The following is a 26,942-nucleotide window of genomic DNA, read 5'->3' as shown; positions in this document are numbered from 1 at the left end:
CTCCTGAATTAATATTACGAATTTCGGGCTAGGATAATTTTGGCCTGCTCAATCATTTGCTTGCGGCCGAAGATAAGGTGACGGCGTTTACCGCCAACCTGACGCCAAAGCACAGCACTGCGAATGCCAGACAGCAATAACGCACGAACCTTGTGCTGAACGCCGGTCTGTTGCAATTGCGCAGGTGTACCAGTGACCTGGATACGCGGCCCCAATGGACTGATGGTATCCAGATAAATGCTGGCTAAATTGCTGATCATTTGATCATCAAGCAGGTCAAAGTGTTGAATCTGACGCTGTACAGTCTCGATACGGTCGCCAAGCTGAGCAAGGCTGTCGCGACGACCAGAGAGCTTACGTTCAAGTGCCAGTAGGTTAATCAGATAACGGGTGAGCTCGCTGCCACCCGGGCTGTTATCCAATTCATTAACAAGGGTCGTTAACCCCAATGTGAGGTTTTCTTCTTTGCCGAAAACCTCCAAAGTAGAAGCTGGATTAGTGACGATAATACTGTTCAGACTGGCACTGAGCGCGTCGTGGTCACAGCTGCCTGAACGTGCTATTTCCTGCACTAATTTAACGGACTGACAGATACTTGCGAATGCGATAGTACGATCAAACAAAGTATTAGCCACTGATTATTGCTCCTTAAATACGCTGCTCAATGATGCCGCCGCCTAGACAGACATCACCGCTATAAAATACCGCAGATTGACCAGGGGTAACCGCAGCTTGCGGTTCGTCAAAGATGACTTTGATCTGGTCTCCATCAATGGGCTCGATGGTACATGATATGTCGGTCTGGCGGTATCGCGTTTTTACGGTGCACTTCAATGGTTCGGTAATTGTTTCACGATCAACCCAGTGCAGCTGTCCTGCAATCAGGCCATTTGAAAAAAGACGTGGATGATCACTGCCTTGCGCGACGATCAGCACATTGCGCTCGACATCTTTATCTACCACATACCAAGGAGCTTCGTTGCCGTTTCCGCCTTTTTGACCACCAATAAGAAGACCCTTGCGCTGACCTAGCGTGTGGTACATCAAACCTTGGTGTTCACCAATCGCTTCACCGTCTACGGTTTCAATCACACCAGGCTGCGCAGGCAAGAATTTGGCCAAGAAATCTGTAAATTTACGTTCACCGATAAAACAGATACCGGTAGAGTCTTTCTTCTTCGCGGTGATCAGATCTTGTTCTTCTGCAATACGGCGTACTTCCGGTTTTTCCAGATCGCCAACAGGGAACAAGCTGCGAGCGACTTGTTCATGGCCCAATGTGTACAAGAAGTAGCTTTGGTCTTTGTTTGTATCCAGACCGCGTAGCATCTGTGCTTTTTCGCCTTCTTGCGTTGGGAATGTACGACGAACGTAGTGACCCATCGCAATGTAGTCTGCTTCAAGTACTTCATCGGCAAACTCAAGGAATGCTTTGAATTTAATTTCCTTGTTGCACAAGATATCTGGATTTGACGTGCGGCCAGCTTTGTATTCGGTCAGAAAGTGTTCGAACACATTGTCCCAATACTCTGCGGCGAAGTTGATGGTGTGCAAGTGGATCCCCAACTTGTCACAGACGGCCTGTGCATCGGCTAGATCTTCCGCTGCCGAACAGTACTCGTCGTTATCATCTTCTTCCCAGTTTTTCATGAAAAGGCCTTCTACCTGATAGCCTTGTTGCTTCAGTAAGTAAGCCGACACTGAGGAGTCGACGCCGCCGGACATACCGACAATAACTTTTTTGCTGCTGTTATCTGACATGACGAAATATCTAGTTCCAATTAAATCGGGGGCAGAGTTTAACAGAAAGATTTACGCTGATACAGATGATATATTGGTCACAATCTTATCGTTTCGGCGCAGGTACTTCTCGCCACTCACCAGGTAGTAGACCTTCGACTGTCCAGTCTGCCGTTTTATACCGGATCAGGCGTAGTGTTGGATGGCCAACAGCGGCGGTCATTCGACGGACTTGACGATTACGGCCTTCCGTCAGCGTAATCGCTAACCAAGTGGTTGGCACGCTCGGTCGATGGCGAATAGGTGGGTTGCGATCCCAAACGTCTGGCGCATCCATGATTTCTGCGCCAGCCGGAAGCGTCCAGCCGTCATTAAGCTCTACGCCTTCACGGAGTGTCTTCAGCGCCTCTTCGTTTGGTATGCCTTCTACTTGTACCCAGTAGATTTTTGCAGACTTTGATTGTGGTTGGGTGAGGCGGGCTTGCAGTATTCCATCGTTTGTTAGAACCAATAAGCCTTCACTGTCTTTATCCAAGCGGCCTGCAGGGTAGACATCTTTAACAGAGATGAAGTCAGCCAAAGTCGAATCGCCAGGCTCTCCCGTGAACTGTGTCAGGGTGTTGAAAGGTTTATTGAATAGAATGACCGTAGTTGGCCCTTTAGGGCGAGCAGGTTTATCCGTACGTCGACGTGAAGTTCGTCGAAAGTTAGGCGTTGAAGCCGACTTATGTGCGTTTCTTTTAGGTGCAGTTTTAAACGTCATAAATTCGTGTCAATCAGGTCAGTTAACAAATGAGACCTCCGTATTATACATGGAATAATGTGATTGGCGTGTTGCAGGATTTACAGTATTCTTTTGCCCGCATGTTATACCAAGCAGAACAATTACCTGACGTGCTACAGCAAGAGGTTATTTGAGTCGCAGCATGACAGACAATTGCTCTGTTTGGTGAAGCGCAAAATAAAAAATGGACGCTAGGAGAATTAAATGGAAAGTAAAGTAGTCGTACCGGCCGGAGAGAAAATTGCAGTAGAAAACGGCAAACTGGTCGTTCCTAATAATCCAATCATCCCGTACATTGAAGGTGATGGCATTGGTGTTGATGTTAGCCCTGCAATGATCAAGGTTGTAGATGCGGCAGTTGAAAAAGCTTACGGCGGTGACCGTAAGATCTCCTGGATGGAAATCTATACCGGTGAGAAGTCAACGCAAGTCTATGGTGAAGACCAATGGCTGCCAACTGAAACACTGGATTTTATTCGTGATTACAAAGTTTCAATTAAAGGCCCTCTGACGACACCAGTTGGTGGTGGTATTCGTTCTTTGAACGTTGCCCTACGCCAAGAACTGGATCTGTATATCTGTGCTCGTCCTGTTCGTTATTTTGAAGGCGTGCCAAGCCCTCTAAAACAGCCTGAACTAACTGACATGGTTATCTACCGTGAAAACTCAGAAGATATCTATGCGGGTGTTGAGTTTAAAGCGGGTACTGCTGAAGCAGACAAAGTCATCAAATTCCTTAAAGAAGAAATGGGTGCAACGAAAATCCGTTTTGACGAAGAATGTGGCATTGGTATCAAGCCTGTTTCTGAGCAAGGCACTAAGCGTCTTGTCCGCGCTGCTATTCAATACACCATCGACAACGATCGTGATTCAATGACGCTGGTTCATAAAGGTAACATCATGAAGTTCACCGAAGGTGCTTTCAAAGATTGGGGCTATGAAGTAGCAAAAGAAGAGTTTGGCGCAGAGCTGCTGGACGGTGGTCCTTGGATGACATTGAAAAACCCTAACACGGGTAAAGAAATCATCATAAAAGACGTGATCGCCGATGCGTTCCTGCAGCAAATCCTGCTTCGCCCAGCAGAATACGATGTTATCGCTACAATGAACCTGAACGGTGACTATGTTTCCGATGCGCTTGCAGCTCAAGTGGGTGGTATTGGTATTGCTCCGGGCGCAAACATCGGTGACGGTATTGCTCTGTTTGAAGCAACGCATGGTACAGCTCCTAAGTACGCGGGTCAGGACAAAGTGAACCCAGGTTCATTGATTCTGTCTGCTGAAATGATGCTGCGTCACATGGGGTGGGTTGAAGCGGCTGACCTGATTATCAGTTCAATGGAAAAAGCGATCAGCAACAAGACTGTGACCTATGACTTTGAGCGTCTGATGGATGGCGCAACACTGCGTAAATGTTCTGAGTTTGCGCAAGACATGATTGAACAGATGTAAATGTTCTAAATTTCAAAAAAGCCCGGCGGTATTCGCCGGGCTTTTTATTGGTATTTTGTCACGTTAATAACGTCTGGGATGCTCAAACTGATGAATAACAGCTGTGAGTATGTTTTCTTATACGCGGATACAAAAAGAGCGGACCAAATGTCCGCTCTTCGTAATTTCGACCTTCCGGCAGCGAAAAATATAATTTAGCAACACTCTTATTTTAAGGCTTCGTTTTCTACTGGAACAATTTGGCTTGCATGGTAACCCTTAGGGCCTTCCTGCACTTCATAGTTCACGGTCTGGCCTGCTTTTAGCGTGCGATAACCGTCCATCTGGATCGTTGAGTAATGAGCGAAAATATCTCCCTCACCTTCATCTGGGCAAATAAACCCGAAGCCCTTAGCGTTGTTAAACCATTTAACTGTACCAGTTGCCATGCGAAACATCCCTCTTGCATTTAAATTGCATAACTATCAAATAAAAACAGACAGTCCATGTATCAACCTAGATTGATTACAAAACTGTATGTTTTTACTTCAATTCACACTCTAGTAGAAAGATTTAGGCAGTCAAGCCCGAGAACGTCCATATAACAACATTTTAATAAAAATAATTTAAGTTCTGCGAGAAGGATGATGTGGGTATCACTTTGCGACAAAGTGTTTCATAAAATAACCATATGACTCTCTAGAAAGAGTTTGTAATTGTTGAGCTAAGTAGGTTTTATCCGACCGAGCCAAAGTTTCATTAACGCTAACAAGAGGCAGGTGGTGGTGGATAATTAACTGATAGATAAGAATCTCGTGTATTTTTGAGAGCTTACTGAATTGAATGATTAATACACTAGGAATGTTATATTCCTGTCGTGAATGATTCATACGCTGTTTTTTGTTCGGTGAATTAAGTTTATCTTTTTCGAGACATCTTTCCTGTCGCAGGCCCATTCGAATACGTTTGAATATGTCTGGAATAATTGACATTGCCATTTCGGTTGGCTGAGAAAATCAGCGTTAAATTGCTGAATGAAAGTGATGATGCTCACTCTAGACGTATGGATTGGACTGAAATTGGGCTGTTGCGCTAAAAGTCTAAATGCCAAATGGCATCAACGTAGCATTGTCACGGTTGCTGGAATACAATCTGTGAATTACGTTTTAAGGAGTGGTAGCGTTTTTTGTGTCTGATGTTCAAGTCCACAAAACAACCTCATAAATAGTTGTTTCGTAAAGAGCAGATGCGCTACCTTAAGTATTGTAAACAGTTATGAGCAAAATGTACGAGTGGATAGTTCCTGACTCTGATGTGAAAGAGGCGGAAGAAACCAAAGTCAAGCCGCCGTCGTTATATAGAGTGGTCTTGAATAACGACGACTACACCCCCATGGAGTTTGTTGTAGAGGTGTTACAGCGGTTCTTTTCCATGGATTTGGAAAAGGCAACGCAACTGATGTTATCGGTTCACTATGAAGGCAAAGCAGTATGCGGCGTCTTTACGGCAGAAGTTGCTGAAATGAAGGTCGCACAAGTAATGATGTACGCGAAAGAACATCAACACCCACTATTGTGCACGATGGAGAAAGCTTAATCAGGAGATACTGTTTTCTCTCCGGCACACCAAAATGTGGTTTTAAGGGAGGTGCCTTATGCTAAATAAAGAACTCGAAGCAAGTCTCAACGGGGCTTTCGCAAGAGCACGAGAAAAACGTCATGAGTTCATGACGGTAGAACATCTGCTATTGGCGCTTCTAGAAAATGTGGCCGCTCGAGAAGCTTTGCTAGCTTGCCGCGCAGACCTTGATGCTCTTCGTAAAGAGCTAGAAGCTTTTATTGAACAAACAACCCCACTTATTCCTGTCGACGACGATAACCGTGAAACACAACCCACGCTGAGTTTCCAGCGCGTATTGCAACGTGCGGTATTTCATGTCCAATCGTCCGGTCGTAGCGAAGTGAGCGGTGCGAACGTCCTTGTGGCTATTTTTAGCGAGCAAGAATCACACGCGGCTTACCTACTTAAGAAAAATGATATTAGCCGCTTGGATGTGGTTAATTACATTTCACACGGTACCACCAAATCTTCAAATTCTGACGAAGAACTTCCCGGTTCAGACATGTCCTCGGAAGAAGCGACTGTAGAGGGCGGAGACGAACGTCTGGAGAACTTTGCGACCAACCTTAACCAGTTGGCGCGAGTTGGTGGTATAGACCCTCTAATTGGCCGTGACAAAGAACTAGAGCGTACTGTTCAGGTTCTCTGTCGCCGTCGTAAAAACAACCCGCTGCTTGTGGGTGAAGCAGGTGTCGGTAAAACGGCAATTGCGGAAGGTCTCGCATGGCGTATCGTGGAAGGTCAGGTCCCCGACATTATCCAAGATTGTGTGATTTATTCGCTGGATATAGGCTCGTTGCTGGCCGGAACAAAATACCGTGGTGATTTCGAAAAACGCTTTAAGAGCATTCTTAAGCAACTGGAAAAAGAAGATCACGCGGTTCTGTTTATTGATGAAATTCATACCATCATTGGCGCAGGTGCGGCCTCAGGCGGTCAGGTTGATGCAGCAAACTTAATCAAGCCTTTGCTGTCGAGTGGCAAGCTACGCTGCATAGGTTCAACCACTTATCAGGAATACAGCAACATTTTTGAAAAAGAACGTGCATTGGCACGTCGTTTCCAGAAAATCGATGTTGTTGAACCTTCGCTGGATGACACCACCAAGATCCTGATGGGGCTGAAACCGAAATACGAAGCGCACCACGAAGTTCGCTACACCAATAAAGCGATTCGGGCTGCGGTTGAGTTGTCAGCCAAATATATCAATGAACGTCACTTGCCAGATAAGGCAATTGATGTGATTGATGAAGCGGGTGCGCGTTGTCGCCTTGCGCCTGCGAGCAAGCGTAAGAAAACTGTTGGGGTGGGCGACATAGAAGCCATGATTGCAAAAATGGCGCGTATCCCTGAGAAGTCGGTGTCATCGACAGATCGTGATGTGCTTCAGTCTCTCGATCAGAAACTAAAAATGCTGGTCTTCGGTCAAGACGATGCAATCAGCGCACTCTGTGAGGCTATCAAACTTAGCCGCGCGGGTTTAGGTGCTGAGAATAAACCTGTTGGTTCATTCTTGTTTGCTGGCCCTACAGGGGTAGGTAAAACAGAGGTGACCGTACAGCTTGCCCGCGCAATGGGTATTGAGTTGCAGCGCTTTGACATGTCTGAGTACATGGAACGTCACACGGTGAGCCGTTTGATTGGTGCGCCTCCAGGTTATGTCGGTTGCGACCAAGGTGGTCTTTTAACAGATGCTGTTATCAAGCATCCACATTGTGTTGTGCTCCTTGATGAAATCGAGAAGGCACATCCAGATGTGTTTAACTTGCTGTTGCAGGTGATGGATAACGGTACGTTGACAGACAACAACGGCCGCAAGGCAGACTTCCGTAACGTGATTCTCGTGATGACCACCAACGCAGGTGTGACCGAGACAGTACGTAAGTCGATTGGTCTGATTCAACAAGATCATACCCTTGATGCCATGTCGGAGATCAAAAAGGTCTTCTCGCCAGAGTTTCGTAACAGGCTGGATAACATCATTTGGTTCAATCATCTGGATCAGAGCATCATCCTGCAAGTCGTCGACAAATTCATTGTGGAACTGCAAGCACAACTTGACGCGCGTGGTGTTTCTCTTGAGGTCACAGACAAAGCGAAGCTTTGGTTGTCTGAGAAAGGCTATGACAAGTCGATGGGTGCCCGTCCAATGGCGCGCGTAATGCAAGATCATGTGAAGAAGAATCTGGCAAATGAACTGTTGTTCGGTTGTTTGGTTAATGGCGGAACGGTAAAAGTTGGCGTGAAAAACGATCAACTTACATTCAGCTTTAGCGACGAAATGGAACCCGCTTGAGAGTAAAGTGCAAATACGACAAAACCCGGCAGAAGCCGGGTTTTTGTATTCGCGAGACGTGAGGATTAGCGCGCGCGGAAGATGATGCGACCTTTCGACAAGTCGTAAGGTGTCATCTCAACGGTAACTTTGTCACCAGTCAGGATACGGATGTAGTTTTTGCGCATCTTACCAGAGATGTGTGCAGTCACTACGTGGCCGTTCTCCAGTTCTACGCGGAACATGGTGTTTGGCAGGGTGTCCAGAACGGTACCTTGCAATTCAATTACGTCTTCTTTTGCCATTTAATCCTCTTGGGCTATCTCTCAGCCAAATTTTGACTGGCAGATAATGCCTTGATTCGTTAAGTCTGTAAAGTTTAGGGGCAGAATTTTACCCCTTTGTATTCGTACTGACCAGTAAAAATAAGTGTTAGATTAAGATTTAGCCTAAATCTTAATGCGTTAAAACCATTTTAACGGGAGCTGCTGCACGATTTTACCGACGACGACTTCGTTGTGGAAGTGGTTGATTGGACAGAACTCAATACTGGCTGGCTTGCCAAGTCCCATCAATAAAACGTTGATGGGGGTGATACTTGGTTTTGTACTTCATTGCTGGGCACGCATCAATTTGAAAGCCAAGATAGAGCCAAGGGATTTTATTTTGCTTTGCCAACTCAATTTGAGCTAAGACGCACAATGAGCCTAATGACCAAGGGTGGTCTGGGTCAAAGAAGCTGTAAATGGCGGAGAAACCGCGTGAAATCACATCAGTGACGGCGATGGCGATAAGATTTTGGTTTTCATAGAGGTGCACATAATAGGTCCGCTGCCATGTACTGCCAATAAACGAGAGAAAATCGTCTTTGCGGGCAGGATACATGGATCCATCTCTGTGTCTTGCGGAAATGTAGCGGTCGTAAAGATCAAACCAGTCCTCATCAAGCTCCGTTTTCAGTTCGACGGTCAATCGCTTCAGTTGGTTGATTTGCCGTTTTTGGCTCTTACTCGGTGTAAAAAGATGAGTATCGACACGCAGTGATTGGCATGCTGAGCAGCGTTGGCAGTGTGGACGATATAGGGTATTCCCGCTACGGCGAAAACCTGACTGTATTAGCCAGGCGTAGCCTGTGACACTGTGAAGCTCGGGTTCCAACACGACGGCGATAGTTTCTTGTTGGTGCTTAAATAGCTGCATGTAGAAGGAGGCATGACGCCAACGCGAAATGTGTGACGTTCCATGTTTATGAGATCCATTGTGAACGATAAACCGACGTATCGACGAACAGATGCCTTAGCCTTTCAACTTCTGCGATGTATTCGCGCCTTGTCATCGGATAAGCCCCTAAGGAGACCAAATGCTCAGTGATCATTTGGCAGTCGATGAGTTGACCGCCATGTGCGCCAAAATGCTGGCAAAAATGCCAAAGCGCCGTTTTCGAGGCGTTGGCTTCGAGGGAAAACATAGACTCGCCACAGAACAGCCCACCGACGTTCACACCATATAGCCCACCAATAAGATCATCTTCGCGCCAAACTTCTACGCTGTGTGCGTGACCTAATCGGTGAAGCTGGCGATAAGCTTCTCGCATCTCTTCAGTGATCCAGACTTGGTCTTCACCACGGATCAGTGCACATTGCTCGATGACTTGGTCAAAACTACGATTGATTGAAACGTGGTAACCGTGTTTACGGACAAACTTTTTCAGGCTCTTGCTGGGTTTGTAGGTAAGGGGGTTGATAATGGCGCGCTCTGACGGTGACCACCACAAATAAGGGTCCTCCTCACCAAACCACGGAAAAATCCCATTTTCGTATGCCGCTTTCAGCCTGGTTGGTGAAAGGTCGCCACCTATCGCAAGCAGTCCGTCTGGATCCTCCAGAGCAGAGGTAACCGGAGGGAAAATGTCGGGATGATGTTCATCCAATGGTGGCAAGTAAATCGTCATTGAAGCAGCGGATCCTTAGTGTTGAGCACTTTCGTACAAGCAGAAAAAAGGGAGCAATTGCTCCCTTTAGTATACGCAATTCATGAGGCTACTGAATACGTTGCAGTAAATTGGCGTAACGGCCACCCGCAGCTTTCAGGGTGCTGTGCGTGCCTTTTTCTATGATCTGACCTTCATCCATTAAGCAGATTTCGTCCATGTCACTCAGACCAATCAGGCGATGTGTAATAAACAGAACGGTTTTGTCTTTCGCATGCTCAAGAAGCAATTTGAGGATATGTCGTTCAGTTTTCACATCAAGCCCTTCGGTTGGCTCGTCCAACAGCAGGATAGGCGCATCACGCAACAAGGCGCGAGCAATCCCCAAACGTCGTCTTTCTCCGCCGGAAAGCTGGCGACCACCATCGCCAAGCCATGTATCCAAACTAGGGCCCTCAAGTAGCGCAGACAGTCCAACGCTATCTAATACGGCAATCAACTCTTCATCTGTCGCATTCGGCTTTGCCATGGTGAGGTTATTGCGGAGCGCGCCATTGAAGATGTCGACACGTTGGCTAACAACTGCAATCGACGCGCGCAATGCGGATTCTCTCCACGCGGTCAGCGGTACGTCATCAACAGAAACTTCGCCTTCAGAAGGATCCCACGAGCGTGTGAGCAATTGCAGTAGCGTAGATTTTCCACAACCGGTACGGCCCAATAGCGCAACTTTTTGACCGGCGTTAATAGTAAGAGTCACGTTTTCAACCGCGCGTTGCTGCGCGTCAAAGTAAGTAAAACTTACGTTATCGAACGCAATTTTACCTTTGGCCGTGTTGTTGTAACCCATTGGGTCAAATTGGGTCTCTGGTGTGGCTTCGATGATCTCATTTAAGCGCTTTGCTGATGTCACAGTCTGGCTGAGGTACTGGAACGCACCTGCTACAGGCATCATGATTTCAAAGCTCGCCATGGTGGTAAATGCCACCAAAGCAACCAAAGGATCAGGGTAATTTCCTCCAATGCCATCTGCTGCCAACCACAACATAAGCACTAAGGTAAGGCCGTTAGCAGCCAGTAAAAACCCATTGGCTAAGCCGGTGATACCCGCCATTTGGCGTTGTGCTGATAGTAGGCGTTCTTCTTCATGTTTTGCGCGGTCACGATAACGTTCTGATGCACCGAAGATTTGCAGCTCTGCGTGGCCTTGAAGCCAATCCAGCAAGGAAATGCGAAAGGCAGATTTAGCTTGAGTGATCTCTTGTCCGTGAGGACGGCCAAGGTGATAAAAAACCACAGGAAGAATCAGCATTAAGCCAAAAAGAATGGCGCCCAAAGTCAATCCCAGCGCGGGATCAAACCAGTACAAGAAACCGCTGACACAGAGAATACTCAACGTACCGACAACGAGCGGACTCAGCAGGCGCAGATAAACGTGGTCCATTGCGTCGACATCGGCCACCAAGCGGTTGAGGACATCCGCATCGCGAAGGTTTCCCACTTTACCTGGAATCAGCGGTGTCAGTTTCTCGAAGAAAAAGATACGGAGGTCAGCAAGCAGCTTGAATGTTGCGTTGTGGCTGACAACGCGTTCACCCCACCGACCAGCTGTACGTGCCATTGAAAGCCCGCGTACGCCAGCGCCAGGGAGCATGTAGTTGAAATTCGCGGTGGCCAGTAAGCCTGCTACTGCTGATGCTGCAATAAACCAGCCAGACAAAGCAAGCAGGCCAATTGCAGACGCCAACGTTGCAAAGGCTAAAAGCATACCCAGTGTTAGGCCGAACCAGTGCTTTTTATATAGCTTGAGAAATGGAATGAGATCACGCATCGAGGTCACCCTTATCGACTGATTGGATCATTTCTGCAAAAAGACCCTGGTGTTTAAGTGACTCAAACGTCCCTTTCTGAACCAATTTACCTTTATCCATGACAAGGATTAGGTCGCTCGTGCCCAATTGATCAATACGGTGGCTCACGAGCAGACAGGTGGTGTGCTTGGTGGCGTGGTCAAGGCTCGCCATAACGAGTCGCTCACTTGACGCATCTAAGCTCGCCGTGGGTTCATCGAGCAACCAGAAATGCCCATTCTGAAGCAGCGCACGCGCAACAGCGATTCGTTGCGCCTGGCCAACAGAAATACCAGTGGCACGGTCGCCCACTGGATGTTGATAGCCTTTTTCCAAGCGCTGTATAAACTCATCTGCATAAGCGGCTTTGGCGACGCGTTGAATTTCGTCGTCTGTCACCATCGGCATGGAAAGCGCGATGTTGTCTTTCACTGTTCCATGGAAGAGTTGAGGATTTTGTCCAACCCAGCTTATTTGTTTACGCCAATGACTAAGGTCTGCATTTCTCAGTTCGACCCCATTCATTTGAAGACTTCCGCGATAGGGCAGAAAACCGAGCAGGGCATTGATGAGGCTCGTTTTACCTGCACCACTTTGGCCGACCAATGCTACTTTCTTACCCGCATCTATCGTGAAAGAAAGAGGACCAGCTAACACGGTGCCATCAGGGCTTAACACTTCAAGATTCTCAGCCTCAATGGTAACAACATCAGCAGTGATCTTTTGGCTTCCCACTGGATTGTGTTCTGGGGTGGCGTCGAGAAAGTTAACAATGGATTCTGCCGCGCCGATTGCTTGTGCTTTTGCGTGATAGAAAGAGCCAAGGTCGCGAAGAGGCTGATAAAATTCAGGGGCAAGAACCAGAACGAAGAGACCAACAAACAGTGAAATACTGGTGCCGTAGTGGCCGAAGTTCAACTCGCCGATGTAGCTAAAGCCAAAATAAACGGCCGTAATAGCGATCGAAATAGCCGTGAAAAACTCAAGTACGGCAGAAGATAAGAAAGCGAGCCTTAATACTTCCATGGTGCGCTTCCGGAAATCTTCCGATGCGACTTTTAAGTGTTTGGCTTCAGCATCTGCTTGGTCGAACAAACGAATTGTCGGCAGGCCTCGAAGACGGTCGTAAAAGTGACCAGACAGGCGCTGGAGTGCTTTGAAGTTTCGACGGTTAGCATCAGCCGCACCCATGCCTACGAGTGCCATAAAAAAGGGCACGAGGGGAGCGGTGAGAAGAAAAATAAGCCCTGCCGCCCAGTTAAGCGGAAAGACGGCAACCAGAATAATGAACGGGATCAGTACGGCAATGGCCATTTGGGGCAAATAGCGTGCGAAGAAGTCCTGCATTTCCTCTACTTGCTCCAACAAAAGGCTAGCCCAGGTCCCTGCCGGTTTGCCTTGAATTGTCGCGGGTCCAAGCGTCTGAAGCTTGTCCATAATTAATTGGCGAACGTGCGTGCGGACTGTCTCGCCGACGCGATAACCGGCCTGCTCTTTGCCCCAACAGCACAAGGCTCGAATGATGACGATTATGCCTAGGGCGAAGAATGAGAACCAAAGCTCATGCTTGTCGGCTTTGACAACAATCAGTTCGTGAAGAATGTGAGCGAGTAAAGCGGCCTGAGCAATGAGCAATAGCCCAGACACAAAGGCAAGACCAATGGCTGCCATTAGCCAGGTTTTCCCGAGCTTGCTTTGCCCTTTTAACCATTGGGCGAGTGCGCGCTGTTTCTTTTTATCCATAATACTTCTTGGCATTTTTTGTTATCAGTACGCGGAATAACAGGTGTTTGGCCTACTTGTTTCACGTCTGTTTTTGGGAAGGCTGCTTTGAAACTAAAAAGGCCCGCTCGGTGAGAGCGGACCTTCATTGCGAATTACTTCGCCAGTGCGTCTAGGAAACGCTCTGCGTCCAGTGCTGCCATACAGCCTGTACCCGCGGATGTGATAGCCTGACGATAAATGTGATCCATCACGTCACCCGCTGCGAACACACCTTCAATACTGGTTTGCGTCGCGTTACCTTCAAGGCCAGATTGTACTTTGATGTAGCCGTTATGCATGTCCAGTTGACCTTCGAATATGCTGGTGTTTGGCTTATGACCAATTGCTACAAACAGACCCATGACATCCAGGTCTTCTGTTGCGTCTGAATGCGTTTCTTTGATACGTACGCCAGTCACGCCCATGTCATCACCCAGTACTTCGTCGAGTACACGGTCTGTGTGAAGAACGATGTTGCCGTTCTCAACTTTATCCATGAGACGGCTAACCAGAATCTTCTCGGCACGGAACGTATCGCGACGGTGGATTAGGTGAACTTCTGAAGCAATGTTAGACAGGTAAAGCGCTTCTTCAACCGCGGTGTTTCCGCCGCCGATTACCGCTACTTTTTGGTTGCGGTAGAAGAAGCCATCGCACGTTGCACATGCAGAAACGCCGCGGCCTTTGAAGTTTTCTTCTGATTCCATGCCAAGGTATTGAGCGGATGCGCCAGTGGCAATGATCAATGCGTCACAGGTGTACTCACCATTGTCACCTTTCAGGCGGAATGGACGCTGAGATAAGTCAGCTTCGCTGATGTGATCAAACAGAATTTCGGTGTCGAATTTTTCTGCGTGCTCTTTCATGCGCTCCATCAGCGCTGGTCCAGTCAGACCTTCGGCATCACCCGGCCAGTTCTCTACTTCAGTGGTGGTAGTCAGCTGACCGCCCTGCTGCAGACCAGTCACCATTACTGGCTTCAGGTTAGCGCGCGCAGCATAAACTGCAGCGGTGTAACCTGCAGGACCAGAACCTAAAATTAGAAGGCTTGAATGCTTTACGTTGCTCATTATTTCTCCGGGTGGATTTTGTATTATGTAATGGGGGAAATTGTAGGGAAAATGTAAGGCTAAAGAAAGGGTGCTCGACGGCACCCTTCATTGATTTATGTTATCTCTTATTACAAATGGCTCAGCTTAGTGCCGCACGGGCATCGACATAATCCAAGTTAAAGGCCTCTGCGACTTCTTTTATGGTAACCACGCCATTTATTACGTTCAGGCCCTTCAACAGATTGCTATCGTTTAGCAACGCTTCACGGTAACCCAAATTGGCCAGTTTCACGATATAAGGCAATGTCGCATTGTTTAGCGCGAACGTCGATGTGCGAGCTACTGCGCCAGGCATATTCGCCACACAGTAATGCACAACATCGTCGACAATGTACGTTGGTTCGGCATGTGTCGTGGCATGTGAGGTTTCGAAGCAGCCGCCTTGATCGATGGCAACATCGACAACGGCAGCGCCAGGCTTCATACGCTTTATATGCTCCGCATTTACCAGTTTTGGCGCGGCTGCACCAGGAATTAACACTGCTCCGATGACTAAATCTGCGGCGAGTACGTGTTTTTCGAGAATTTCTTCTGTTGAATATAAAACTTTTGCGCGTCCTTGAAATTCTTCGTCTAGCGCTCTTAGCGTATCAATGTTTCGGTCCAGAATGGTTACGTCTGCGCGCATCCCAACGGCCATTCTTGCCGCATTTGAACCTACAACACCACCGCCTAAGACTACAATTTTAGCGGGTTCAACGCCGGGCACTCCCCCTAACAGCATTCCTGCACCGCCTCGGGATTTTTCAAGAGCCTGTGCTCCAGCCTGAATAGACATACGACCCGCGACCTCTGACATCGGTGCTAAAAGTGGCAATCTACCCCTAGAATCTGTTACGGTTTCATAGGCTATACAGACAGCTTTGCTCTTGATAAGGTCTTGTGTCTGTGGAAAATCTGGTGCAAGGTGCAAATAAGTAAACAAAATTTGCCCTTCACGAAGCATGGCACGCTCAACGGCCTGAGGCTCTTTAACTTTGACAATCATTTCGGCAATGGCAAAGACGTCTTCCGCGGATGGAAGAATCGAAGCGCCAGCTTTAACGTAATCTTCGTCATTGAAGCCAATTCCTTCGCCCGCTTGTGACTGGACGTATACAGTGTGGCCGTTGGAGATTAGCTCCCGAACGCTGGCAGGGACCATGCCTACTCGATACTCATGGTTTTTGATTTCTTTTGGTACCCCAATGATCATCCTGATTCCTCGCTTCGATGTAGAGTTATTGGCTGTTGTTTTGTAATATTGTCCTATTTAGAGCTAGTATAGTTCGCGTATAGCCGAATTTGATGCTAAAAATTATAGTTATGTTAGTAAAATTGGCATTTAACATTGCAAGGACGTAATAAGGTGGAATAAAAAATGGTTGAAGCCAAAAAGAAACCCTCCAAGGAATTGGACCGCATTGATAGAAATATTCTTAACGAACTTCAGAAGGATGGCCGCGTTTCAAACGTTGAGCTTTCCAAACGAGTAGGTTTGTCGCCAACCCCATGTTTAGAGCGCGTTCGTCGCCTTGAAAGACAAGGGTATATCAGTGGCTACACCGCATTGTTGAACCCTCAGTTCCTCGATGCCTCTCTTCTGGTGTTCGTTGAAATCACCCTTAACCGTGGCACCCCTGATGTCTTTGAGCAGTTCAACAAGGCCGTTCAACAGCTCGAAGATATTCAAGAATGTCATCTGGTGTCGGGAGATTTCGATTACCTGCTGAAAACGCGTGTATCTGACATGTCAGCATACCGAAAACTGCTTGGTGAAACGCTGCTGCGACTCCCCGGCGTTAACGACACGCGTACCTATGTGGTAATGGAAGAAGTGAAGCAAACTAACCATCTGGTTATTAAAACTCGCTAACTTCTTCACATCCCGAAGACTTAAAGGTATATATTCTGCAAACCGAGTAGCATGCTGCTCGGTTTGTTTTTTTGTTTGGTGTACACTTTTGCAGAGCAGATAAACTGGCGTAGCCAACGTTTCGCCTAAGTTAGACTGCAACCGGTAACGAATGGATAAGAAAAAAACCGGCAAACTATGTTTTAGGGTTTTGATTTAAGAAGATAGGTGATAATGGAGTTTTTCTTGCGTCAGGAGCGAAAACAGACGGAAACCTCAAATCGATTGAATGGTATTCAACGATTGAAAGAGAGCGCCCTGATCCTTGCGCTACTGTCGGCTGTTTTCATTTTTGTTTCTCTCATTAGTTATGATTCGTCGGACCCCTCTTGGTCTCAAACTGCATGGGATGGGCCTGTACAAAATGCGGCAGGTAATGCGGGGGCCTGGGTGGCAGACTCGCTTTTCTTTGCGCTGGGCACATTAGCCTATCCTTTACCTTTCATTCTGTTGCTTGGTGGCTGGGTATTCTTCCGCCGTCGTAATGAATCCGAACCGTTAAACTACACGACGCTAGCAACCAAAATTCTTGGTGTTGTCTTGCTGTTGCTGACCAGTTGTGGCTTGGCAGACCTTAATTTCGATGATTTCTGGTTCTTCTCATCAGGTGGTGTCCTTGGTGACGTCCTCACTGAGCTTTCAATGCCTATGTTCAACCTCCTTGGAACGACATTAGTATTTATGTTTCTTTGGGCTGCGGGTTTTACCTTATTTACCGGTATTTCATGGCTGACCATCGTAGATACGCTAGGAGAGAAGACCCTCTCGACCATTACTTGGGTCGTTAACAAAGTGCGTGGTGATAAACCACAAACGTTGGGGGCCACAGTGGATACTTCTGATCATGATGATTCAGATCCGCTGTTTGCAAAATCGGTAGAGAAACAGGAACTGGCAGATATTGCCGCTCTCACAAAAGCGCAGCGTTTGGAAAATGAAAAAGCGGATGGACCTGTCATTCATAAGCCAGCGCCAGTGAATGTGGCACGTACTGAGCCTGTGATGTCGATGGATCCTGTTGCTGAATTCGCGCAGGAACCTGAGTTTATACCTTCCGTCGTTGATAACTATGTTGAGCAAGATACGGTATCAGTGCATCAAGGCTCGATGGATGAGACGGTTCCTGAAGAACTGCCGCCTTGGCAAGAAGAACCGCAAAATGTGGAACCTTTGCATTCAGAGTATCAAGACAACGTTGCTATAGAGACGTTTGAAGAGTCGATTGAGATCAACACATCAGCCTCAGAACAACGCGATATGATCGAATCAGACGTGGCGCAAGATGACGACCGACGTTATGAAATTGGCAACAATGATGGCGTGTCTGAATTGGATCGTGTTCAGGCTGAATCCGTTATCCCGGATGAAGACCCATTCTTGGAAACCATTCGCGAAGCACAGAAAAACGCAGCCGGTGCGGTGCACCCATTCTTGATAAAGGATGAGCCAAACTTACCGAAACCGAAAGAGCCGCTACCCACCATTGATTTGCTGGACCCTCCGCGGAATACGGCAACAAGGGCAACGGATGAGGAGCTTCAATATCAAGCACGTTTGATTGAAACGCGACTCGAAGAGTACAAAATTAAGGTGACAGTGAAAGGCATTTTCCCCGGCCCTGTTATCACGCGTTTTGAGCTTGAATTGGCACCTGGTGTAAAAGTTAGCCGAATCATGAGTCTGTCTAAAGATATCGCGCGCTCGCTGTCAACCAGTGCAGTCCGCGTTGTTGATGTCATTCCTGGTAAGCCGTATATCGGGTTGGAGTTGCCAAACACCAGCCGCGAAACTGTCTTTATGTCAGAGGTTGTTGCGAGTGAACGCTTCCAACAATCAAAATCACCGCTTTGCGTTGTCTTGGGTAAAGACATTGCCGGTGAAGCGGTCGTGACAGATCTCTCTAAGGCCCCTCACATGCTGGTGGCAGGTACGACAGGCTCGGGTAAGTCCGTCGGCGTGAACGTCATGATCGTGAGTATGCTTTATAAAGCGAGTCCAGAAGATGTTCGCTTTATCATGATAGACCCGAAAATGCTCGAACTGTCGGTGTATGAAGGTATTCCTCACTTACTGACGGAAGTCGTGACTGACATGAAAGATGCAGGTAATGCCCTGCGTTGGAGCGTGGCGGAAATGGAACGACGTTACAAGCTGATGTCTGCCTTAGGTGTGCGTAACATCGCGGGCTATAACGACAAAATTAAAGAAGCGAATGACGCCGATCATCCGATCCCTGATCCGTTTTGGAAGCCAGGTGACAGCATGGATGAAACGGCGCCATTGCTAGAAAAACTGCCTTATATCGTTGTTATCGTCGATGAATTTGCTGATTTGATGATGGTCGTGGGCAAAAAAGTGGAAGAACTGATTGCTCGTCTAGCACAGAAAGCGCGCGCGGCAGGCATTCACTTGGTATTGGCAACGCAGCGACCATCAGTGGACGTTATCACCGGCCTTATCAAAGCTAACATACCAACGCGTATGGCATTTACGGTATCTACCAAAACAGATTCGCGTACCATTCTTGACCAAGGCGGTGCCGAATCGCTTCTTGGTATGGGTGACATGCTGTTTATGCCAAATGGCTCAAACCACCCAGCACGTGTACACGGCGCGTTTGTGAATGATGATGAGGTTCACCGTGTGGTGAGCAATTGGAAAGCGCGTGGTAAGCCCCAATATATCACGGAGATCACCAGTGGTGATCAAGGTGCAGATGGGTTATTGCCGGGTGAGACAGGCGACGCTGGTGATGGCGAAGAACTGGATCCGTTGTTCGATCAGGTCGTTGAATTCGTGACAGAATCACGTCGCGCTTCAGTCTCTGGTGTACAGCGTCGTTTTAAAATCGGTTATAACCGAGCTTCCCGTGTCGTTGAACAGTTGGAAATGCATGGCATTGTGAGTGCGCCTGGACATAATTCAAATCGTGAAGTGCTGGCGCCACCGCCGCCACCTAGAGATTGATTGGAAATAAGAATGAAAAAAGTGTTGTTATCCTTGTTGTTGGTGGCTCCCGCCGTGTTTGCTTCACCGCAACAAGAACTGAATACCCGTCTTGCCAAACTAAACAGCTTTACCGCAGAGTTTGATCAAGTAGTCACAAGCCCTGAAGGTGAGGTGATCAGTGAGGGGGAAGGGACGCTTGCGATGAAACGCCCAAACCTGTTCAATTGGGAAACCGTTACACCGGATGAAAACACCCTCATTTCTGACGGCAAAACACTGTGGTACTACAGCCCGTTTATAGAGCAAGTCACCGCGATGTGGCTGGACGATGCCACATCGCAAACTCCATTTGTGCTTTTAACGCGTAACGATCCGAAGGATTGGAATAACTACGATGTTGCACAAAATGGAAACACTTTCACACTCTCTCCTAAAAAAGCGTCTAGCTTAGGTGAATTTGTGGTGAGTGTTGAGCCTAACGGTCGAATTACACAATTCTCAGTGGTTGAGCAGGATGGCCAAACCAGTAAGTTTGCGCTGGAAAATGTCAAGAATGTGTCGCCAAGCTCTTCGCTTTTCAGCTTTACTGTTCCAAAAGGTGTAGAGCTGGATGATCAGCGACAGTAGTAGAGACCCTATCGTGAGTAACAGGCGTGAGTAATTTAAGTCTGGATTTCGCAGACGATTTTCGTCCCCTTGCGGCGCGTATGCGCCCCACAAATCTGGCCGAGTATATTGGCCAGAAGCACCTATTGTCTGAAGGTAAGCCTCTTCGACGAGCGCTAGAAAGTGGTCACTTACATTCGATGATCTTGTGGGGGCCACCTGGTACGGGAAAAACCACGCTGGCAGAAGTGGCTGCGGGTTATGCCAACGCAGAAATAGAGCGCGTGTCTGCGGTCACTTCAGGTGTGAAAGACATTCGACTGGCGATAGACAAAGCCAAAGAAAACCAACTTGTAGGCCGGCGCACCATTTTGTTTGTAGACGAAGTGCATCGCTTTAATAAAAGTCAGCAAGATGCGTTTCTTCCTCATATCGAAAACGGCACCATTACGTTTATTGGTGCGACAACTGAAAATCCGTCTTTTGAGCTGAACAACGCATTGTTGTCACGCGCACGTGTTTATAAACTTAAATCGCTGGACAGTGATGATGTCCTCGACGTTATCGAACAGGCACTGTCAGACAAAGTACGCGGACTTGGCAGCGAAGCACTCTGCTTTGACGAGAACGTAAAAGAACAGCTCGCCAATTTCACCTCCGGTGATGCACGTATGACGCTCAACTACCTAGAGCTTCTTAGCGACATGGCAGAGGCTGACAGTAAAGGTCAAAAGCGCATCACGCTAGAGCTTCTTGCGGAAGTTGCAGGTGAAAAGATCGCGCGCTTTGATAACAAAGGTGACCTTTGGTACGACTTGATCTCGGCATTTCATAAGTCGGTCCGTGGCTCAGATCCGGATGCGGCCTTGTATTGGTATGCAAGGATCATTACTGCGGGAGGAGATCCACTCTATGTTGCTCGTCGCTTGCTTGCAATTGCATCGGAAGACATTGGCAATGCAGACCCTCGTGCCATGGAAATTGCCATTAATGCATGGGATTGTTTCACACGTGTTGGGCCTGCTGAAGGCGAACGCGCGATAGCACAAGCGGCCGTTTACATGGCGTGCGCAGCTAAAAGCAATTCGGTCTATACCGCTTGGAAACAAGCACTGTCTGACGCACGCATGCACCCTGACTATGAAGTGCCCAATCATCTTCGCAATGCGCCTACGACACTAATGAAAGAAATGGGATATGGAGATGGCTATCGTTACGCCCATGATGAGCCAAACGCTTACGCAGCAGGAGAAAGCTATTTCCCAACTGAAATGAAGGGAACGCGCTACTACCATCCTGTAAATCGAGGCATGGAAATCAAAATCGCTGAGAAGTTGGCATTTCTTGAACAGTTAGACGCAAATAGCCCGCAAAAACGCTAGGAAATAGAGGGCATTTTGGGTATTGTTTAAACCCATAAAAGCCCTCTAATTCGGTAATACATTGAACGGTATTCCTTGGGCAAACCAGTCTTATTGACGTTGTCATAATAGTGCGTGGCAACGTCAACTTTTTTCAGGCACTGTTTAACGATTCACAGGATTAACATGCTGGATTCAAAACTACTTCGTACCGAGCTGGACGATACAGCTGAAAAACTGGCACGTCGTGGCTTCAAGCTTGACGTTGACACTCTCCGTAACCTGGAAGAAAAGCGCAAATCGCTGCAAGTTCGTACTGAAGAGCTGCAAGCTGAGCGTAACGCGCGTTCCAAGTCCATCGGTCAAGCGAAGGCAAAAGGTGAAGACATCCAGCCACTACTGGCAGCAGTAGACAATCTGGGTGACGAGCTGAACAAAGCAAAAGCAGATCTGGCTGAACTGCAAGACCAACTGAACGATGTCATCATGGGTGTGCCAAACATCGCTGACGACGCTGTGCCAGTAGGTAAAGACGAGTCAGAGAACGTTGAAATCACCGTTTGGGGTGAGCCTAAGTCTTACGATTTCGAAGTGAAAGACCACGTTGATCTGGGCGAAATGTCTGGCGGTCTGGATTTCGCAAGTGCCGTTAAGCTATCTGGTTCACGCTTCATCGTGATGAAAGGCCAAATGGCGCGTCTGCACCGTGCAATCGCTCAGTTCATGTTGGACCTGCACACCACAGAGCACGGCTACACAGAAATGTATGTACCGTACCTGGTTAACGCAGACAGCCTGTTCGGTACTGGTCAGCTGCCTAAATTTGGTGAAGACCTGTTCCACACCAAACCTGCGACTGAAGAAGGCGTAGGCATGTCACTGATCCCAACGGCAGAAGTTCCTCTGACCAACTTGGTTCGTGACGAAATCATTGATGAAGCAGACCTGCCAATTCGCATGACTGCACATACACCTTGTTTCCGTTCAGAAGCAGGCTCTTACGGTCGTGATACTCGCGGTTTGATTCGTATGCACCAATTCGACAAAGTTGAGCTGGTACAAATCGTTAAGCCAGAAGACTCAATGGCGGCACTGGAAGAACTAACAGGCCACGCTGAGAAAGTTCTGCAACTGCTTAACCTGCCTTACCGTAAAGTTATCCTGTGTACAGGTGACATGGGTTTCGGTTCTGCGAAGACTTACGATTTGGAAGTTTGGGTTCCTGCACAGAACACTTACCGTGAAATCTCTTCATGTTCAAATATGACTGATTTCCAAGCGCGTCGTATGCAAGCTCGCTTCCGTCGTAAAGGCGAGAAAAAGCCAGAGCTTCTGCACACATTGAACGGTTCTGGTCTTGCAGTTGGTCGTACCATGGTTGCTATCATGGAAAACTACCAGCAGGCTGATGGCCAAATTGAAGTGCCAGAAGTGCTGCGTCCATACATGGGTGGTTTGACCCACATTGGCTAATGTCAAATAGATTTGCAAAAAGCCGGCTTTTAAGCCGGCTTTTTTTATGGATTTTACGCACGTTCTCTTTCTTTAGTTCTGCTGAAAAAGTCAGTGGTTTACCGGATCAAGATGTTGGGATACAGCACATTAAAGCGGTTTAATTCCAAGCTATCTATCTCACTGATAAATCGCATCATTTATTGTATATGGTGCCTAAGTCACTAATTAAAAAGCATCTTGTCAATTTCTTCTGAATTATTCGTCTAGTATTACTTATTAGAATACTGTCTTATTAACCGAAGGGTAGTGTCGTATGCGAGTCAATAATCCTGTCACAGAGAAGGAATTTAGGTTTCCTGCTGATTACAACTTACTCTCTACCACTGACACGCGCGGTATCATCAAATATGAAAGTGATGAATTCTGCGAAGTCGCTGGATACACGCGAGAAGAGTTGGTAGGACAACCACACAATATGGTGCGCCATCCATCTATGCCTCCCGCCGCTTTCGAGAATCTATGGGAGTACATCAAAAATGGTCGTTCGTGGATGGGTTTGGTGAAGAACCGTACCAAAAATGGTGATCACTATTGGGTAAACGCATTTGCTTCTCCAATAAAGCAAAACGGCCAGATCGTCGAGTATCAGTCTGTTCGTATGGTACCGGAGAGAAAGGCGGTAGAACGTGCGGAGAAAGTGTATCCACTATTATTGGCAGGTAAGACACCTTCTGCCTTAAAAATGCCTCGCACTCGTCTTTGGCAACGTGCATTAATGTGGTTTATACCCGGTGCTATTCTCGCAGGAGCGGCAGGTTTCTTTGTCGGTTTTGCAGCATCCGTTGCTATTCAATTGTTATGGTCTGTGGTTGCTATATTCATGATGACGCGTCGTCTTGAGAGAGTCACTACATTGGCAAGAGAGGCGTATGATAATCCGTTGATGGAATATATCTACAATGGCTCGATTGATGATGTGTCTGAAATTGAGCTTGCGTTGAAGATGTGTGCCGCAGAATTGAATGCTGTGGTTGGTCGAATCATGGATGGCAGTGACCAAGTGCTCGCCGCTGCAAGCGTCGCGAAAGAGAATGGGCAGAGAACATCTGGGAACCTCGACCGCCAGAATGCAGAAACTGATCAGATAGCAGCCGCTATTAATGAAATGTCAGCGACAGCCAATGATATGTCCGGTAACACTCAAGGTGCATCTGATGCGGCGACAGAGGCACAAGATGCCACCTTGGCGGGGATGGAAACCGTAGGAAAAACGGTGGACGCAATTCAAAACCTCGCGAAGCAGCTTAGCGATGCGTCCAGTGTGATTTCTGAACTGGAAGAACATGGTAAGCGCATTGGTGCGGTATCTGATGTCATTCAAGGTATTGCCGAGCAAACGAACTTACTCGCACTGAACGCCGCGATAGAGGCAGCCCGCGCGGGTGAGCAAGGTCGAGGTTTTGCCGTTGTCGCAGACGAAGTTCGAGCACTCGCTCAACGCACGCAAGAGTCTACTTCTGAGATTCAAGATGTGATTTCTCAAATTCAGAACGGTACACAGCAAGCCGTGGATGCCATGGCTAGAGGAACCTCCTTGTCTGAAGAGTGTGTGACCAGTGCAGAGCAAGCGGGTGACGTATTGCGCCGTTCTCAGGAGTTGGTGACGGATATCAATGATCGGAATCATCAAATTGCTACGGCAGTCCAAGAGCAAGCCGCAGTGTCGAACGAGATGAACGGTAATATTCAGTCGGTGTCTGAGTTGTCGCAGCAAACCATCAACATTGCACGTGAGTCGGTGACGGAAGCTGAGAAGCTTTATTCCGCATTGGAAGAGCAAAAAAGATTGGTAAAGCAATTCCGCCGAACAGGCTGATATGCGTGAGTGTTAAATTAAAAAGGCCAGCATTGCTGGCCTTTTTTGTTAGCGAGGTATCGCTAGATTACATCACGCGCATGCCGGGTTGCGCACCTTCGTGCGGTTCCAACAACCACAGGTCTTTACCACCTGGGCCTGCGGCTAGAATCATACCTTCAGACATACCGAACTTCATCTTACGTGGCTTCAGGTTTGCAACGACCACTGTGTACTTACCAATCAAATCTTCTGGATTGTAAGCAGACTTAATCCCCGAGAATACTTGACGGGTTTCACCGCCGATATCCAGTTGGAACTTCAGCAGCTTGTCGGCTTTAGGCACAGACTCGCATGAGATGATTTTTGCGATGCGTAGGTCTACTTTTGCAAAGTCATCGAATTCGATTTCTGCTGCAATTGGCTCGTCTGCCAACGGGCCTTTCGCTTTTTCCGCTACTGCTTTTTCTGCAGCTGCATCTTCTTTCGATGCTTCAACCATCGCCTCAACGTGCTTCGGATCGATACGGCTGAACAGGGCTTTGAAAGCGCTCACTTTGTGTGAAGTCAGCGGTTGCGCAATACCTTCCCACGTAAGTGTTTCGTTCAGGAATGCTTCTGAGCGAGCTGTCAGTTCAGGCATAACAGGTTTCAGGTAAGCCATGAGTACACGGAACAAGTTGATGCCCATGGTACAGATTGCTTGAAGCTCTGCGTCTTTGCCTTCTTCTTTCGCAACAACCCACGGCGCTTTTTCATCAACGTACTGGTTTGCTTTGTCAGCCAGTGCCATGATTTCGCGGATAGCACGGCTGTATTCGCGCTTCTCGTACAGATCACCAATACGTTCTGCCGCATCAGCAAACTCTGCGTATAGAGCAGGCTCTGCACATTCAGCAGCCAACATGCCGTCAAAACGTTTGGCGATGAAGCCAGCATTTCGAGACGCCAAGTTAACGACTTTGTTCACGATGTCTGAATTCACACGCTGAACGAAGTCATCCAGATTCAGGTCGAGATCGTCAATGCGATTGTTCAGCTTCGCTGTATAGTAGTAGCGCAAACACTCAGGGTCTAGGTGCTTAAGGTACGTGCTTGCTTTGACGAACGTACCTTTAGATTTAGACATTTTCGCGCCGTTAACGGTGACATAACCGTGAACGAAAACATTTGTTGGCTTACGGAAACCAGCACCTTCTAGCATTGCAGGCCAGAACAAGCTGTGGAAGTACACGATATCTTTACCAATAAAGTGGTATAGCTCGGTATCGCTGTCTTTTTTCCAGTATTCGTCAAAGTCTACAGTGCCATTTTTGTCACAGTAGTTTTTGAATGAACCCATGTAGCCGATAGGCGCATCGAGCCAAACATAGAAGTATTTACCTGTTTCACCAGGGATTTCGAAACCGAAGTACGGTGCGTCACGAGAAATGTCCCACTGTTGCAGACCTGACTCAAACCATTCAGCCATCTTGTTGGCGGTTTCTTCTTGCAGTGCACCCGATTTGGTCCACGCTTGCAGCATGTCACCAAACTGTGGCAGGTCGAAGAAGAAGTGAACGGAATCTTTCATGACGGGTGTTGCGCCGCTAACCGCTGATTTAGGGTTGATCAGGTCGGTTGGGCTGTAGGTTTCACCGCAATTGTCGCAGTTGTCGCCGTATTGGTCTTCTGCTTTACATTTCGGGCACGTGCCTTTAACGAAACGGTCTGGCAGGAACATCTCTTTTTCTGGGTCAAACAGCTGAAAAATGGTACGGCTATTAATGAAGCCATTGTTTTTCAACTGCGTGTAGATAAATGATGCCAGTTCACGGTTCTCATCGCTGTGAGTGCTGTGATAGTTATCAAAACTGATGTCAAAGCCTGCAAAATCTGCTTCGTGCTCTTTTTGCATCTCGGCGATCATGGCTTCAGGTTCAATACCCAGTTGCTGAGCTTTCAGCATGATAGGGGTACCGTGCGCATCGTCTGCACAGATGAAGTTTACAGTGTTGCCACGCAGGCGCTGATAACGCACCCATACGTCTGCCTGAATATGCTCTAGCATATGACCCAAATGGATTGAGCCATTCGCGTAAGGCAGGGCACAGGTAACCAGAATTTTACGTTGGTTTGCAGCCATAATTTAGAATGTTCGCTTTTGACAAATGAATCGGATGAATGCCGCAAATCTTACCTGATACGCGTTGGAAAGCCTAGCTTTCACGATGTTATTCACCTTTCATCATTGCATTTCATATTTAGGGTCGAAAACCGTGTGAATCACCGGAAAATTCATTAGGCTAAAAGGAGTTTTGCAAATCCATGCCGGAG

Annotated in this window: 20 protein-coding genes and 1 pseudogene; 9 read left to right on the top strand and 12 right to left on the bottom strand. The window is 47.6% G+C overall.

Going from position 1 to position 26,942, the window contains the following annotated elements; genetic code table 11:
* Positions 1-14: 14 nt before the first annotated feature.
* The 3 genes from hflD to B5D35_RS04075 all read right to left on the bottom strand — a co-directional run bounded on the left by hflD (position 15) and on the right by B5D35_RS04075 (position 2,503).
* Positions 15-635, bottom strand: a complete 621-nt coding sequence (hflD, locus tag B5D35_RS04085) for a high frequency lysogenization protein HflD (protein WP_078751320.1) — start codon at positions 633-635, stop codon at positions 15-17.
* 13 nt (positions 636-648) lie between these two features.
* Positions 649-1,761 (bottom strand): tRNA 2-thiouridine(34) synthase MnmA, encoded by a 1,113-nt coding sequence (gene mnmA / locus B5D35_RS04080; RefSeq protein ID WP_078751319.1) that lies wholly within the window; start codon positions 1,759-1,761, stop codon positions 649-651.
* An 85-nt stretch (positions 1,762-1,846) separates the two neighbouring features.
* On the bottom strand, positions 1,847-2,503 hold the full coding sequence (locus B5D35_RS04075) for a pseudouridine synthase (RefSeq protein ID WP_078751318.1): 657 nt from the start codon (positions 2,501-2,503) through the stop codon (positions 1,847-1,849).
* A 225-nt stretch (positions 2,504-2,728) separates the two neighbouring features.
* Between B5D35_RS04075 and icd the strand changes: the two genes are divergently transcribed.
* Complete coding sequence (gene icd, locus B5D35_RS04070) at positions 2,729-3,976, top strand: NADP-dependent isocitrate dehydrogenase (protein WP_078751317.1); 1,248 nt, start codon at positions 2,729-2,731, stop codon at positions 3,974-3,976.
* Positions 3,977-4,182: 206 nt separating this feature from the next.
* On the opposite strand, the gene cspD is transcribed toward icd, so the two are convergent.
* Complete coding sequence (cspD, locus tag B5D35_RS04065; RefSeq protein WP_078751316.1) at positions 4,183-4,404, bottom strand: cold shock domain-containing protein CspD; 222 nt, start codon at positions 4,402-4,404, stop codon at positions 4,183-4,185.
* A gap of 826 nt (positions 4,405-5,230) precedes the next feature.
* On the opposite strand from cspD, the gene clpS reads away from it, so the two are divergent.
* Both clpS and clpA read left to right on the top strand, forming a co-directional pair.
* Positions 5,231-5,551, top strand: coding sequence for an ATP-dependent Clp protease adapter ClpS (clpS, locus tag B5D35_RS04055; protein WP_078751314.1), 321 nt, complete (start codon positions 5,231-5,233; stop codon positions 5,549-5,551).
* A 58-nt stretch (positions 5,552-5,609) separates the two neighbouring features.
* Complete coding sequence (gene clpA / locus B5D35_RS04050; RefSeq protein WP_078751313.1) at positions 5,610-7,871, top strand: ATP-dependent Clp protease ATP-binding subunit ClpA; 2,262 nt, start codon at positions 5,610-5,612, stop codon at positions 7,869-7,871.
* Between the two features lie 65 nt (positions 7,872-7,936).
* On the opposite strand, the gene infA is transcribed toward clpA, so the two are convergent.
* From infA to ald, 7 genes and pseudogenes are all read right to left on the bottom strand, one after another.
* On the bottom strand, positions 7,937-8,155 hold the full coding sequence (infA, locus tag B5D35_RS04045; protein WP_016961517.1) for a translation initiation factor IF-1: 219 nt from the start codon (positions 8,153-8,155) through the stop codon (positions 7,937-7,939).
* 238 nt (positions 8,156-8,393) lie between these two features.
* Positions 8,394-9,094 (bottom strand): annotated as a pseudogene (locus tag B5D35_RS04040) (arginyltransferase).
* Positions 9,095-9,096: 2 nt separating this feature from the next.
* A complete protein-coding gene (gene aat, locus B5D35_RS04035) occupies positions 9,097-9,801 on the bottom strand; it encodes a leucyl/phenylalanyl-tRNA--protein transferase (RefSeq protein WP_078751312.1) in 705 nt (234 codons plus the stop codon).
* A gap of 88 nt (positions 9,802-9,889) precedes the next feature.
* Complete coding sequence (cydC, locus tag B5D35_RS04030) at positions 9,890-11,611, bottom strand: heme ABC transporter ATP-binding protein/permease CydC (protein ID WP_078751311.1); 1,722 nt, start codon at positions 11,609-11,611, stop codon at positions 9,890-9,892.
* A complete protein-coding gene (gene cydD, locus B5D35_RS04025; protein ID WP_078751310.1) occupies positions 11,604-13,373 on the bottom strand; it encodes a heme ABC transporter permease/ATP-binding protein CydD in 1,770 nt (589 codons plus the stop codon). The genes cydC and cydD overlap by 8 nt, the downstream gene beginning before the upstream one ends.
* 134 nt (positions 13,374-13,507) lie before the next feature.
* Positions 13,508-14,464 carry a thioredoxin-disulfide reductase gene (trxB, locus tag B5D35_RS04020; RefSeq protein WP_078751309.1) on the bottom strand — a complete coding sequence of 319 codons (957 nt, stop codon included), beginning with the start codon at positions 14,462-14,464 and terminating at the stop codon, positions 13,508-13,510.
* A 121-nt stretch (positions 14,465-14,585) separates the two neighbouring features.
* On the bottom strand, positions 14,586-15,701 hold the full coding sequence (ald, locus tag B5D35_RS04015) for an alanine dehydrogenase (protein WP_078751308.1): 1,116 nt from the start codon (positions 15,699-15,701) through the stop codon (positions 14,586-14,588).
* A gap of 165 nt (positions 15,702-15,866) precedes the next feature.
* Here ald and lrp point away from each other — a divergent pair, with 165 nt between their 5' ends.
* The 6 genes from lrp to B5D35_RS03985 all read left to right on the top strand — a co-directional run bounded on the left by lrp (position 15,867) and on the right by B5D35_RS03985 (position 24,647).
* Positions 15,867-16,361 carry a leucine-responsive transcriptional regulator Lrp gene (gene lrp / locus B5D35_RS04010; protein ID WP_067414434.1) on the top strand — a complete coding sequence of 165 codons (495 nt, stop codon included), beginning with the start codon at positions 15,867-15,869 and terminating at the stop codon, positions 16,359-16,361.
* 213 nt (positions 16,362-16,574) lie between these two features.
* Positions 16,575-19,367, top strand: coding sequence for a DNA translocase FtsK (locus B5D35_RS04005; RefSeq protein ID WP_078751307.1), 2,793 nt, complete (start codon positions 16,575-16,577; stop codon positions 19,365-19,367).
* 12 nt (positions 19,368-19,379) lie between these two features.
* Positions 19,380-19,976: an outer membrane lipoprotein periplasmic chaperone LolA gene (gene lolA, locus B5D35_RS04000; protein ID WP_078751306.1), complete on the top strand. Its 597-nt coding sequence runs from the start codon at positions 19,380-19,382 to the stop codon at positions 19,974-19,976.
* Positions 19,977-20,002: 26 nt separating this feature from the next.
* Positions 20,003-21,337 carry a replication-associated recombination protein A gene (locus B5D35_RS03995; protein ID WP_078751305.1) on the top strand — a complete coding sequence of 445 codons (1,335 nt, stop codon included), beginning with the start codon at positions 20,003-20,005 and terminating at the stop codon, positions 21,335-21,337.
* A 165-nt stretch (positions 21,338-21,502) separates the two neighbouring features.
* Positions 21,503-22,789, top strand: coding sequence for a serine--tRNA ligase (gene serS / locus B5D35_RS03990; RefSeq protein ID WP_078751304.1), 1,287 nt, complete (start codon positions 21,503-21,505; stop codon positions 22,787-22,789).
* A gap of 295 nt (positions 22,790-23,084) precedes the next feature.
* Positions 23,085-24,647 carry a methyl-accepting chemotaxis protein gene (locus B5D35_RS03985; protein ID WP_078751303.1) on the top strand — a complete coding sequence of 521 codons (1,563 nt, stop codon included), beginning with the start codon at positions 23,085-23,087 and terminating at the stop codon, positions 24,645-24,647.
* Positions 24,648-24,714: 67 nt separating this feature from the next.
* On the opposite strand, the gene metG is transcribed toward B5D35_RS03985, so the two are convergent.
* Positions 24,715-26,751, bottom strand: coding sequence for a methionine--tRNA ligase (metG, locus tag B5D35_RS03980; protein ID WP_078751302.1), 2,037 nt, complete (start codon positions 26,749-26,751; stop codon positions 24,715-24,717).
* Between the last annotated feature and the right edge of the window lie 191 nt (positions 26,752-26,942).

It is taken from the genome of Enterovibrio nigricans DSM 22720 (genome assembly GCF_900167155.1).
GTDB classification, from domain to species: domain Bacteria; phylum Pseudomonadota; class Gammaproteobacteria; order Enterobacterales; family Vibrionaceae; genus Enterovibrio; species Enterovibrio nigricans.
This window is presented reverse-complemented; position numbering and strand designations above follow the sequence as displayed.